The 12,713-nt window shown below is 66.6% G+C and carries 8 protein-coding genes; 6 read left to right on the plus strand and 2 right to left on the minus strand.

Translation table 11 applies throughout. From position 1 onward, the window contains the following. Window positions 1-123: 123 nt before the first annotated feature. The 5 genes from zapE (at window position 124) to CEY11_RS18880 (ending at window position 6,638) form a co-directional block, all read left to right on the plus strand. Window positions 124-1,215 (plus strand): cell division protein ZapE, encoded by a 1,092-nt coding sequence (gene zapE, locus CEY11_RS18860; RefSeq protein ID WP_088604976.1) that lies wholly within the window; start codon window positions 124-126, stop codon window positions 1,213-1,215. 130 nt (window positions 1,216-1,345) lie between these two features. Next, window positions 1,346-2,680, plus strand: coding sequence for a tryptophan--tRNA ligase (locus CEY11_RS18865; protein WP_088604977.1), 1,335 nt, complete (start codon window positions 1,346-1,348; stop codon window positions 2,678-2,680). 251 nt (window positions 2,681-2,931) lie between these two features. Next, window positions 2,932-3,936 carry an iron ABC transporter substrate-binding protein gene (locus CEY11_RS18870; RefSeq protein ID WP_088604978.1) on the plus strand — a complete coding sequence of 335 codons (1,005 nt, stop codon included), beginning with the start codon at window positions 2,932-2,934 and terminating at the stop codon, window positions 3,934-3,936. 22 nt (window positions 3,937-3,958) lie between these two features. After that, window positions 3,959-5,533: an ABC transporter permease gene (locus CEY11_RS18875; RefSeq protein WP_088604979.1), complete on the plus strand. Its 1,575-nt coding sequence runs from the start codon at window positions 3,959-3,961 to the stop codon at window positions 5,531-5,533. Then, entirely contained in the window at window positions 5,523-6,638 is a 1,116-nt protein-coding gene (locus CEY11_RS18880; protein ID WP_088604980.1) for an ABC transporter ATP-binding protein, read from the plus strand. The genes CEY11_RS18875 and CEY11_RS18880 overlap by 11 nt, the downstream gene beginning before the upstream one ends. Before the next feature lie 119 nt (window positions 6,639-6,757). On the opposite strand, the gene CEY11_RS18885 is transcribed toward CEY11_RS18880, so the two are convergent. Further along, window positions 6,758-9,130 carry a Tex family protein gene (locus CEY11_RS18885; protein ID WP_088604981.1) on the minus strand — a complete coding sequence of 791 codons (2,373 nt, stop codon included), beginning with the start codon at window positions 9,128-9,130 and terminating at the stop codon, window positions 6,758-6,760. A 166-nt stretch (window positions 9,131-9,296) separates the two neighbouring features. Here CEY11_RS18885 and CEY11_RS18890 point away from each other — a divergent pair, with 166 nt between their 5' ends. Continuing rightward, window positions 9,297-11,321 (plus strand): ATP-dependent DNA helicase, encoded by a 2,025-nt coding sequence (locus CEY11_RS18890; RefSeq protein WP_088604982.1) that lies wholly within the window; start codon window positions 9,297-9,299, stop codon window positions 11,319-11,321. A 557-nt stretch (window positions 11,322-11,878) separates the two neighbouring features. Here the strand turns inward: CEY11_RS18890 and CEY11_RS18895 are convergent. Further along, window positions 11,879-12,691 (minus strand): outer membrane protein assembly factor BamD, encoded by an 813-nt coding sequence (locus CEY11_RS18895; protein ID WP_088605153.1) that lies wholly within the window; start codon window positions 12,689-12,691, stop codon window positions 11,879-11,881. Window positions 12,692-12,713 lie beyond the last annotated feature (22 nt).

Below are 12,713 nucleotides of genomic sequence, written 5' to 3' on the forward strand. Positions count from 1 at the left end.
TCGAGTCCGCCCTGTTCACATGCGCGCCCGCGGCGATCCGGCCTGCTGTTTGGCCAGCCGGACGACCATCGGTCGCGCAGGCACTAAAATCCGGCAAGCCCATATCCCCTATCCCCGAATCCCATGAACGTACGCGAGTATTACCAGCAGGCGCTGGCCCAACACGGCTACCGGCCCGACGCGGCGCAGCTGGCCGCGGTCGAGCGCCTGCAGCGCTATTACGATGACTGGGTGGCATACCGGCGGGCGCGCTCCACACGGCTCAAGCGCATGTTCAATCATCCGGTGGTGCCGCGCGGCGTCTACCTGTGGGGCGACGTGGGGCGCGGCAAGAGCTTCCTGATGGACGCCTTCTACCTGACCGTGCCGGTCAAGCGCAAGACGCGCCTGCACTTCCACGAGTTCATGCAGGGCGTGCACCGCGAGCTGGAAGAGGTCAAGGGCCGGGAAAACCCACTGGACGAAGTGGCTAGGCGCGTGGCGCGCCGCTATCGCCTGATCTGCTTCGACGAGTTCCACGTGTCGGACATTGCCGACGCGATGATCCTGTACCGGCTGCTGCTGCGCCTGTTCGAGTTCGGCACATCGTTCGTGATGACTTCCAACTACGAGCCGTCGACCCTGTATCCCGACGGCCTGCAGCGCGAGCGCCTGCTGCCGGCCATCGAGCTGATCCGCAAGCGCATGGACGTCCTCAACGTCGATGGCGGTGTGGACTACCGCCGCCTTACGCTGCAGCAGCTGCGCATGTACCATACCCCCATCACCCCCGAGACCAACGCCGAGCTGCGCCGGGCCTTCGAGAGCCTGTCGGACACCGCGCCGCTGGATCCGGTCATTACCGTGGCCAAGCGCGAACTGCGGGCCATTGCGCTCAGCGGCAGCGTGGCCTGGTTCGATTTCGCCACGCTGTGCGGCGGCCCGCGCTCGCAGATCGATTACCTGGAACTGGCCAGCCGCTTCCACACCGTGATCCTGTCGGACGTGCCTTGCATGGGCCCGCGCCATGCTTCCGAGGCACGGCGTTTTACCTGGCTCGTCGACGTGTTCTATGATCACAGGATCAAGCTGATCATCTCGGCCGAGTGCGAGCCCGACCAGCTCTACACGCATGGCGCGCTGGCCCACGAATTCGTGCGCACCGTCTCCCGCATCATGGAGATGCAGTCGCCCGAATACCTGCAGGCCGAGCGCCGCCAGGCCGCCACGCTTTAGGGGCTGTTCATGCTAAAAGGGGTGCGGCTTCCCTTTTAGTGTAAATAGGCCTCACCCAAGCTGGACGCCGCCAAGGCCCGCGCCTTTGCCGCATCCGTCTCACGATTCAACCACTGCTGACACACCCGCCATGAACACCCGCGTATTGACAGGCATTACCACCTCCGGCACTCCCCATCTGGGCAATTATGCGGGGGCCATACGTCCGTCCATACGCGCCAGCACGCAGGCCGGCGTAGACGCCTTCTACTTCCTGGCCGACTACCACGCGCTGATCAAGTGCGACGACCCGCAGCGCATCGCGCGCTCGCGCCTGGAAATCGCCGCCACCTGGATCGCCGCGGGGCTGGACGCGGAGCGCGTCACCTTTTACCGCCAGTCCGACTTGCCCGAGATTCCCGAGCTGTGCTGGATGCTGACTTGCGTCACGGCCAAGGGCCTGATGAACCGCGCGCATGCCTACAAGGCCTCGGTCGACCAGAACCTGCTCAAGCAGGTCGACCCGGACGACGGCGTCACCATGGGGCTGTTCTCGTATCCGATCCTGATGGCGGCCGACATCCTGATGTTCAATGCCCACAAGGTACCGGTGGGGCGCGACCAGATCCAGCACCTGGAAATGACGCGCGACATCGCGCAGCGCTTCAACCATCTGTACGGCGGCGACTACTTCGTGCTGCCCGAGGTGCAGATCGAGGAAGACGTGGCGACCCTGCCGGGGCTGGACGGGCGCAAGATGTCCAAGAGCTACGACAACACCATTCCTCTGTTCGAGGGCGGCGCCGGCGCGCTGCGCGCCGCGGTCATGCGCATCGTCACCGATTCGCGTGCGCCGGGCGAGCCCAAGGACGCGGAAGGCTCTCATCTGTACACGATCTACCGCGCCTTCGCCAGCCCGGCGGAGGCGGCGCAGTTCCGCACGCAGCTCGAGCAAGGCCTGGGCTGGGGTGATGCCAAGCAGCTGCTGTGCGAGCGCCTGGAACAGGAACTCGCCCCCATGCGCGAGCGCTATGCCGAACTGATGGCCAGGCCCGAGCGCATCGAAGATATTCTGCAGGCCGGCGCCGCCAAGGCGCGCAAGCTGTCCGCGCCCTTCATGGCGCGGCTGCGCGAGGCGGTGGGGCTGCGTGCCGCCGCAAAGCCGGCCGGCAAGGGTGCGTCCGCCAAGGGTAAGGGCGCGGCCGGCGGCAAGGCGCGCTTCGTCAGTTTCCGCGACGAGCAGGGCCTGTTCCGCTTCCGCCTGCTGGGCACCGAGGGGCAGGAGCTGCTGCTGTCGGAATCTTTCGCCGACCCCAAGGCCGCGGGCCGCGCCGTGCAAGCCCTGCGCAGCGGTGTGCTGGACGAACTGCTGAGCCTGGAGGGCCAGTCGGCGGCGCTGAGCGTCGACGGCCGCGTGGTGGCGCGCCTGGCGGCAGAGCATTTGCCGCAGTTGCGCGGCGCCCTGGCCGAGCTGGCCGCGCAATAAGGGCAGGGCGGCGGTGCCTGCCAGAAACGGTTCCAGGCTCGCCAGGCTGGTGAGTCTGTCGTCGTGTAGGGTCAAGATCATTTCCCGATGACGGACGATCCGTCCCCTACGCTCCAGACTCATCTGATGTTGGAATCGCGTAGCCCCGCTCAGGCTCATCTGATATTGGATAAGGCTGGTATTTGACGCCATGCCGCGGCGGTGAAATAATCAAAACGAAAATCATTCTCACGATCAAGAGTGCTAATCCCATGAACATACTTTCCAGTAAATTCTGGGCGGCTGCGTCTTTTTCAGCTGCTGCCATCTTCGGTGCCCAGGCGGGCGCACAAACCCTGGTGATGTACAACGGCCAACACAAGGTTACGGCCAAGGGCGCGGTTCAGGCTTTCGAGAAAGCCACCGGCATCAAGATCGAATTGCGCAACGGTTCCAGTTCGCAACTGGCCAATCTGCTGATCGAGGAAGGCGCGAAGACGCCAGCCGATTTGTTCTATGCCGAAGAAACCCCGCCGTTGGCGGCGCTGGCCGAGAAAGGGCTGCTGTCGCCCATAGACCCGAAGACCCTGGCGCTGTTGCCGGGCGACTACCACGCCAAGAACGGCGACTGGATGGCCACTTCGGCGCGCACGCGCGTGGTGGCTTACGACAAGGCCAAGCTCAAGCCCAGCCAGCTCGAATCCTCGGTGCTGAACTATGCCACCGCAAAGTGGGCCGGCAAGATCGGTTTCGTGCCCACCAGCGGCGCGTTCCAGGAACAGGTGGTGGCCATCGCCAAGCTCAAGGGGCGCGATGCCGCGCTGGCCTGGCTCAAAGGCCTGAAGAAATACGGCAAGGTCTACAACAAGAACATGGCGGCGCTGCAAGGCGTCGAACGCGGCGAAGTCGAAGTTTCTCTCATCAACAACTATTACTGGTACGCGCTGGCCAAAGAAAAGGGCGCCAAGAACATGCATTCGGCGCTGGACTATATCGGGCATAAAGACCCGGGCGCACTCGTCACGTTCTCGGGCATAGGCGTGCTCAAGGCCAGCAAGCACCAGGAACTCGCGCAGAAATTCGTGGCCTGGCTCGCCAGCCCCGAGGGCCAGCGCAACATCGTCAGCGACGTGGCCGAATACCCGGTCAACCACAGCATCAAGTCGCCGTTCGATCTGAAGCCCTTCAGCGAGCTCGATCCCCCGGCGGTGTCGCCCGCCGACCTGGGCGACGCGCACGAGGCCACCGAGCTGATCCGCGAGGCCGGCCTCAGCTGATTAATCCAAATGGCTTGATCCCATGGTGGCCCAGACAATCGCGGCGGCCTGGCGCAGCTGCGGTTACGCAAGGCGCTCGGGCCGCCTGCCTTCTTTCTGGCATAGTGTCGTCATCGCGCTGGTGCTGACGGCCGTTTGCCTGCCTTTCCTGTATGTCATCTGGCGTGCCGGGCAGGTGGGCTTTACGCGCGGCTTCGACCTGCTGTGGCGGCCGCGTGTCGCACAACTGCTGTTCAACACCGTTGCGCTGATGGTGTCGGTCACCGCCGCCACGGTGCTGCTGGGTGCCGGCGCGGCCTGGTGCGTAGAGCGCACCGATCTGCCGGGGCGCCAGGCCTGGGCGGTGCTGTTCAGCATGCCGTTAAGTATCCCGGCCTTTGTCGGCAGCTATACCTGGGTGTCCATCAGTCCGATCTTCGAAGGCTATGGCGGCGCGGTGCTGATCCTGACCCTGGCCACTTATCCGCTGGTGTATTTGCCGGTATCGGCCGCGCTGCGGGGGCTCGATCCGGCGCTGGAAGAGGTCAGCCAATCGCTCGGCCGCAACCGCTGGCAGACTTTCTGGCGAGTGGTGCTGCCGCAACTGAAGCCCGCGCTGGGCGCCGGCGCGCTGCTGGTCAGCCTGCACATGCTGGCCGAATTCGGCGCGCTGGCCCTGCTGCGCTACCAGACCTTCACCACCGCCATCTTCGAAGAATACGAGCTGGAATTCAGCAATGCCTCGGCCGCGCTGCTGGCATTCGTGCTGCTGCTGCTGTGCGTGCCGCTGATCGTGTTCGAGCTGCGGGTGCGTGGCGGCGTGCGCCTGGCCAAGGTGGGCAAGGGCGCGCGCCGGCCGGTAACCCGCGTGCCCCTGGGGCGCTGGCGCTGGCCGGTGCTGGGTGTTTTTACGGCACTGATGACGGCGGCGCTGCTGGTGCCGCTGGGCACGCTGGCCTACTGGCTGACGCATGGCACTTCGGCCGGCATCGACTGGGGCAGCCTGCTGGAATCCACCGGCGATTCACTGTCCTTGTCGCTGGCCGGCGCGCTGTGCACGGTGCTGTGCACCGTGCCCCTGGTGCTGGCCGCCATGCGCTACAAGGCCTTGTTCGGCGACTGGCTGGATCGCATTCCGTATGTGGTGCATGCCTTGCCGGGGCTGGTGATCGCGCTATCCCTGGCGTTTTTCTCCATTACTTATGTCTCGTGGGCCTACCAGAGCTGGCTGCTGATCCTGGTGGCCTATGTGGTGCTGTACCTGCCCCTGGCCCAGGCCTCGGTGCGCGCCGCGCTGGAGCAGCTGCCCACCAGCCTCGAGGACGTGGGCCGCGCCCTGGGCCACAGCCCCTGGTCGGTTTTCTGTAAAATCACGCTGCCCTGCATCGCGCCCGGCGTGGCGGCCGGCGGCGCCCTGGTGTTCCTGCAGCTCATGAAAGAACTGACGGCAACGCTGATCCTCGCGCCCATCGGCGTCGATACGCTGTCGATGCAGGTCTGGTCGGAGACCAATAATTCCGCCTTCGCCGCGGCCGCGCCGTACGCCGCCGTACTCATACTCATTTCCGGCATACCCGTGCATATCCTGCGCAAGGCCGTCTACTTCGATGCGCAATGAACGCCAGCCCGCCACCCTGCAGGTACAGCAGGTGGAGAAATCCTTCGGCGCCCGCAAGGTGCTGCGGGACGTGGACTGCGTCGTCGAGCCGGGGCAGGTGGTGTCGCTGCTGGGCCACTCGGGCTGCGGCAAGACCACGCTGCTGCGCCTGATCGCCGGCTTCGAGCGCCCCGATGCGGGGCGCATCAGCGTCGCGGGCCAGCTGGTGGCCGACGCCCGGGTGTTCGTCGCCGCCGAGAAGCGCCATATCGGCTATGTGCCGCAGGAAGGCGCGCTGTTTCCGCACCTGAACGTCTACGACAATATCGGCTTCGGCCTGTCCAAGGGGCCGGCGCGCAAGCGGGCCGTCGAGCACATGCTGGAGCTTACCGGCATTGCCGAATTGAGTGCCCTGATGCCGCAGCAGCTGTCGGGCGGCCAGCAGCAGCGCGTGGCGCTGGCCCGCGCGCTGGCGCCGGGGCCGCGCATGCTGCTGCTGGACGAGCCCTTCAACGCGCTGGACGCGGCCTTGCGCGCCACCATCTGCCAGGACGTCATGGCGCTGCTGCGCCGGCTGGGCGCCACGGTGCTGCTGGTGACCCACGACCAGCATGAGGCCTTTGTTTCTTCCGATCGCGTCGCCGTGATGCGCGACGGGCGCATCGTGCAGTTCGACGAGCCGGCGCGCGTCTACCGGCAGCCGGTGGACGTGCAGACCGCGCAGCTGGTGGGCAGCGCGGTGTTCTTTGACGGCGTGCTGCGCGACGGCGTGGCGCAGACGGCGCTGGGCCCGATAGCCGCTGCCAACCATTGCGACGGCGCTGCAGCGGTGCGCGTGATGCTGCGCCATGAACAATTGCGCCTGGCCGAACCCGAGCAGGGCCGGCCGGCGCGGGTTACCGGCATTGCCTTCCACGGCCATTATTCCAGCCTCACGGTGGTGCTGGAGCCTGCGCCGCAGGCGGAGACCCCACCTGGCATGGGTGGCGCGGACGGTGCGCAGGACGGCGCCGCCCCGGCCATCGAGTTCCCGGTCAGGGCCCATTACCCCTTCGACTACCGCATCGGCGACCGCGTCGGCGTGCGCGTGCTCGGCCCGGCAATGATCTACGAGCCGCAGGCCTGAAGCGGTTCGGGCTGGTGTCAGGCGCTACGACGGCGTGCGGCACACGGGCAATTTCAATGCACAGCCGCTGCAGGCAGGCTTAGGCTACCGGCTCCAGGCCTACCGTTCCAGGCCGCCGGCTATTTGCGCAGCTTGGCAAACGCGGCGGCCATGGCTCCCATGCCGGCGGGCTCGGCGGGCCGGTCGCCAGTACGCCGGCGCGCCCCGGGGGCGCCGCCCGCGCCGCGTTCGCCGGGCGCGCGGCGCGCCGTGGCCGGGTCGTCCTTGAGCCGCATGGTAAGCGCGATGCGCTTGCGCGCGGCATCGACTTCCAGCACCTTCACCGTCACGGTCTGGCCGACCCGCACCACGTCGCGTGGATCCTTGACGAACTTCTCGGCCAGTGCCGATATGTGCACCAGGCCGTCCTGGTGCACGCCGATATCGACGAAGGCGCCGAAATTGGCCACGTTGGTCACTACGCCTTCCAGCGTCATGCCCGGCAGCAGGTCGGCCAGGGTGTGCACGTCTTCCTTGAAGCGTGCCGTCTTGAATTCCGGGCGCGGGTCGCGGCCCGGTTTTTCCAGCTCGCTGAAGATGTCCTTGACGGTCGGCAGGCCGAAGCGCTCGTCGGTGAACTCGGACGGCGACACACCCTTGAGCGCGCCCTGGCGGCCCATGACCTGGCGCGCATCGGCCTGCAGTTTCTCGAGTATGCGCTGCACCACCGGATAGGCCTCGGGGTGCACCGCCGAGGCGTCCAGCGGGTTGTCGCCGTTCGGTATGCGCAAAAAGCCCGCCGCCTGTTCAAAAGACTTGTCGCCGAAGCGCGGCACCGCCAGCAGTTTGCGCCGGTTGGCAAACGCGCCGTTGGCGTCGCGCCAGGCGACGATGTTCTTGGCCAGCGTGCCGTTCAACCCCGAAACGCGCGTCAGCAGCGCGGCCGAGGCGGTGTTCACGTCCACGCCCACGGCGTTGACGCAGTCTTCGATGACCGCGTCCAGCGAGCGCGCCAGCTCGCGCTGGTTGACGTCGTGCTGGTACTGGCCCACGCCTATGGCCTTGGGCTCGATCTTCACCAGCTCGGCCAGCGGATCCTGCAGGCGCCGCGCGATCGAGACGGCGCCGCGCAGGCTGACGTCGAGTTCGGGGAATTCCAGCGCGGCCAGCTCCGAGGCGGAATACACCGAGGCGCCGGCCTCGGAGACGACCACGCGGGTCAGCGCCAGGTCGGGGAATTTCTCGAGCATGTCGGCCACCAGCTTCTCGGTCTCGCGCGAGGCGGTGCCGTTGCCTATGGCCGCCAGTTCGACCTTGTGCCGCAGCGCCAGCGCGGCCAGCGTGTTGATGGCGCCTTCGCGGTCGCGGCGCGGCTCGAAGGGGTAGACCGTGGCCGTGTCCAGCAGCTTGCCGGTGGCGTCGATGAGCGCCACCTTGACGCCCGTGCGTATGCCGGGATCCAGCCCCATGACGGCCTTGTGGCCGGCCGGCGCGGCCAGCAGCAGATCCTTGAGGTTGGCGGCGAATACGCGTATGGCTTCCTGTTCGCCGCTTTCGCGCAGCCGCCCCAGCAGTTCGGATTCGAAGGCGGTCAGCAGTTTCACGCGCCACGTCCAGCGGCACACTTCACCAAGCCAGCGGGCGCGCGGCGCGGCGTCGACGCCGAAGCCGGCCGTCGGGCACAGGCGCTGGGCGATGCGTTCCACGCAAGGATGCGGCTGGCGGGTTTCCAGCGCTTCTTCCAGGCCCAGGCGCAGATCGAGCACGCCTTGCTGGCGGCCGCGCAGCATGGCCAGGATGCGATGCGAGGGCAGGGTGCGCAGCGGCTCGCTGAAGTCGAACCAGTCGCGGAAATTCGCGCCTTCGGCTTCCTTGCCCTGTATGGCCTTGGAATACAGCCGGCCGCTATTCCACAGGTATTCGCGCAGCTCGGCCAGCAGGTCGGCGTCTTCGGCGTATTGTTCGGCCAGAATGTCGCGTGCGCCGTCCAGCGCGGCCTTGGCGTCGTTGACGCCGGCTTCCGCGTTCAGGTAGCCCGCGGCCAGCACTTGCGGGTCGCAGCCCGGGTCGGCCAGTATGGCCTCGGCCAGCGGCGCCAGCCCCGCCTCGCGCGCGATCTGGGCGCGCGTGCGGCGCTTGGGCTTGTATGGGGCGTACAGATCTTCCAGGCGCTGCTTGGTGTCGGCGGCGGTGATCTCTTGCCGCAGTTCGGGGCTGAGCTTGCCCTGCTGCTCGATGGACTCGAGTATGGCCGCGCGCCGGCTTTCCAGCTCGCGCAGGTAGACCAGGCGCACTTCCAGGTTGCGCAGCACGGTGTCGTCCAGGCCTCCAGTGGCTTCCTTGCGGTAGCGGGCGATGAAGGGCACGGTCGCGCCGTCGTCCAGCAGTTCCACCGCCGCGCCGATCTGGCCGGCGCGCGCGCCCAGTTCCTGGGCGAGCTGGCTAATGATGCGCCCGGCTTCGTCGGCGGAGTTGCGGGTACGGGGGGCGGCGGCAAGAGATGTTTCTGTCATGGGGGAAGGCGCGATTACGTGATTCAAGCGGGGCATTTTGCCACAAGCCGTGTTCCGCCCGGGATCGGGCCGGGTATCATCGGGTGTGTGGCCGTTAGGGATTGTAAACAACGGCCCGCGCGCCGGGCCGGCGCTACACTACGGCCTCGATCACACACAGGCTGCCATGCTGCTGCAGGAACTCTCCGATATCTTCTCCGCGGACGGCCCGCTGGCGGCGGCCGTGCCCGATTATCGCCCGCGCCAGTCGCAAATCGAGATGGCGCAGGCCATAGAGGCCGCGCTGCAGAACCGCAGCACCCTGGTGGCCGAGGCCGGCACCGGCACGGGCAAGACCTGGGCCTATCTGGTGCCGGCTTTCATGGGCGGCGGCAAGGTGCTGGTGTCCACCGGCACCCGTACGCTGCAGGATCAGCTGTTCCGGCGCGACGTACCGCGGCTGCGCGCCGCGCTGGCGCTGCCGATCACGGTGGCACTGCTCAAGGGGCGCGGCAACTACGTCTGCCACTATCACCTGGAACGCCTGGCCGGCGACGAGCGCGCCTTGAAGTCGCGCGCCGAGATGGCGCAACTGCGCCATATCCAGGTCTTCGCGCAACAATCCAAGACGGGCGACCGCGCCGATCTGGCGCAGGTGCCCGAAGAGGCGGACATCTGGAACCGGGTCACGTCCACGCGCGAGAACTGCCTGGGGCAGGAATGCCCGCGCGTGCGCGACTGCTTCCTGATGAAAGCGCGCCGCCAGGCCCAGGACGCCGATCTGGTAGTGGTGAACCACGCCTTGTTCATGGCCGACCTGGCCCTGCGCGAAGAGGGCATCACCGACCTGCTGCCGGCCGTGGATGCCGTCATCTTCGACGAAGCGCATCAGCTGCCCGACATCGCCACCCGCTTCCTGGGCAGCAGCGTGTCCTCCAGCCAGCTGCTGGAACTGGCGCGCAGCATGGAGGCCGCGGGCCTGGCGCAGGCCCGCGAAGCCACCAACTGGAGCGAGGCCGGCAAACGCCTGGAACAGGCGGCGCGCGAGCTGCGCCTGGCCGCCGCGCCCATAGACAAGCTGCCGGGCCGCAAGGCCACGTTCGAGGCCATTCCCGAACCCGAAACCTTCGACCGCGCACTGGCCGAACTGCTGGCCGAGCTGGACAAGTGCGCCGCGCTATTGGGGGCGGTGGCCGAGAAGCATCCCGATCTGGCCGCGGCGGCCAAGACCTGTGTGGATCTGCGCGCGCGGCTGTTCCTCTGGAGCCAGCCCGACCGCCAGGGACACAATGCGCTGGCCGCCGTGCAGGCCCCCGCGCAGGCCGGCGAGGCGGGCACCGAGGCGGGTGCGGTGCGTTGGGTCGAGCACGGCCTGCATCACGTGCGCCTGCACAGTGCGCCGCTGTCGGTGGCGCAGGTATTCTCGCGCTGCCGTAATCCGGATCAGGCCTGGGTGCTGACCTCGGCGACCTTGTCGGTACACGGCGATTTCGGCCATTTCCAGCGCCAGCTCGGCCTGGGCGGCGCGGCCACGCAGCGCTGGGAATCGCCTTTCGACTACCCGCGGCAGGGCCTGTTGTTCGTGCCCCGCGGCCTGCCGCTGCCCAGCGACCGCCAGTTCAACGAGCGTTTCGTCGAGGCGCTGCTGCCCTTGTTGCAGGCCGGCAGCGGCGGGGCGTTAGTGCTTTGCACCACGCTGCGTTCGGTCGACCGCATCGCCGAACTGCTGCAAGAACACGGCCTGCAGCGGCCCATCCTGCGCCAGGGCGACTACTCGCGGCGTATCCTGCTGGAACGCTTCCGCAGTGAAAAAGGCGCGGTGCTGGTGGGCAGTGCCAGTTTCTGGGAAGGCATAGATGTGCCCGGCGACGCGCTGACGCTGGTGGCGATCGACAAGCTGCCGTTCGCGCCGCCCGACGACCCGGTGCTCGAGGCGCGCCTGAAGCGATGCCGCGAGCAGGGCGGCAATCCGTTCATGGAATATCAGCTTCCCGAGGCGGCCATCGCGCTCAAGCAGGGCGCCGGGCGGCTGATACGCTCGGAGGCCGACTGGGGGGTGCTGCTGGTGGGCGATGTACGGATGGTGGATAAACCCTACGGCAAGCTGCTGTGGCGCGGCCTGCCGGCCTTTGCTCGCACGCGAGAGCCGGCCGAGGCCTTGGCCTTCCTGGCTGCCCGGCAGGGACGTCAACATGAAGTGCAAGGGGTTTGAAAAACCGTCCAGGATGCCTGGCTGCGAGCCGGGATGCTCGTAGGGATCCGAGCGGGATGCAAGGCATCCACACAAAATGCAAGGGGTTTGGAAAACCGTCCAGGATGCCTGGCTGCAAGCCGGGATGCTCGTAGGGATCCGAGCGGGATGCAAGGCATCCACACGCAATGCAAGGGGTTTGGAAAACCGTACAGGATGTCTGGCCGCGAGCCGGGAACCCCGCAGGAGTCCGAAGCGCAGGCGAGTCTGCCGAGCATCGGAACTCCGCAGGGCAGCCCCGGCGGTTAAAGAACCAGCCATCGTCGCAATACCACCATCGCCGCGCAATACACCAAATCCTTTGGCCGCTGAGTGAATTCTCGGGCTACCGGGTTCGTTCTTAAGCCGCTGAGGCTGCCCTGCAGAGTTCCGATGCTCGCCCAAACTCGGGCTGTGCTTCGGACTCTTCCGGGTTCCTCAGCTCGCATCGCGGCATGCGGCGGGTTTTAAAACCTCTTGGCATGCCCGCGGCAACACCGTCAGAACCAATTATTACACCCTCAGAACCAATTACACCGTCAGAACCAATTGATCGGGTTCCAGTAATTGACCGGGTCGTTCAGGCCCTGCTTGTAATACTTGCTGTTGGGGAAGTTCTTGTCGAGTATGCGCTTGGCATCGTCGCGCAGCTGCGTCATGCCCAGCTTGTCGTAGCTGAGGTACATGATGTAGAGCGCCTTCTCGGCGATAGGCACGCCCTGGAAGTCGGTAACAGCTTTTTGCGCCCGGTTGGCCGCCGCCACGTAGGCGCCGCGCTCGTAGTAGTACTGCGCTACGTGCACTTCGTTGCGGGCGATGGCGTCGACCAGCCACGCCACGCGCAGCTTGGCATCCGGCGTGTAGGTGCTGTCCGGGTAGCGCTTGATAAGCTGGTTGAAGGATTCGTACGACTCGCGCAGGCCCTTGGGGTCGCGCTCGCTGGGATCCTGGCGGGTGATGTTGCTGAAGGCCGCACTGGGTGGCGTGAAGGTAACCAGCCCCTTCAGGTACAGCATATAGTCGCTGCCCGGATGGTTCGGGTACTGCTGCTGGAAGCGGGCGATGGCCGCCAGCGCCTGGTCGCTTTCTTCGTCCTTCCAGTCGACATAGGCCAGGTCGATCAACGCCTGCTGGGCATATACGCCGAAAGGATAGCGCGCTTCGATGGACTCCAGGCGGGTACGGGCGTCTTTCCAGTTGCTGTTGCTCATATCTTCGCGCGCATCCTGGTACAGGCGCTGCGCGCTCCAGCCGGCGGTCTTGTCGATTTCGCCGCCCTTGAGCGAGCTGCAGGCCGACAGTAGGACGACCGCAGCGAGCGCGACGGCGGTGTATGCCGCACGCCTGAGCAGGGGGCGGAGGGACGAATCGTGG

The organism is Candidimonas nitroreducens (assembly GCF_002209565.1).
Lineage (GTDB): Bacteria > Pseudomonadota > Gammaproteobacteria > Burkholderiales > Burkholderiaceae_B > Candidimonas > Candidimonas nitroreducens.

Coding starts and splice junctions, on each gene's coding strand:
- zapE (WP_088604976.1), top strand. CDS start 124: ATGAACGTACGCGAGTATTACCAGCAGGCGCTGGCCCAACACGGCTAC.
- CEY11_RS18865 (WP_088604977.1), top strand. CDS start 1,346: ATGAACACCCGCGTATTGACAGGCATTACCACCTCCGGCACTCCCCAT.
- CEY11_RS18870 (WP_088604978.1), top strand. CDS start 2,932: ATGAACATACTTTCCAGTAAATTCTGGGCGGCTGCGTCTTTTTCAGCT.
- CEY11_RS18875 (WP_088604979.1), top strand. CDS start 3,959: ATGGTGGCCCAGACAATCGCGGCGGCCTGGCGCAGCTGCGGTTACGCA.
- CEY11_RS18880 (WP_088604980.1), top strand. CDS start 5,523: ATGCGCAATGAACGCCAGCCCGCCACCCTGCAGGTACAGCAGGTGGAG.
- CEY11_RS18885 (WP_088604981.1), bottom strand. CDS start 9,130: ATGACAGAAACATCTCTTGCCGCCGCCCCCCGTACCCGCAACTCCGCC.
- CEY11_RS18890 (WP_088604982.1), top strand. CDS start 9,297: ATGCTGCTGCAGGAACTCTCCGATATCTTCTCCGCGGACGGCCCGCTG.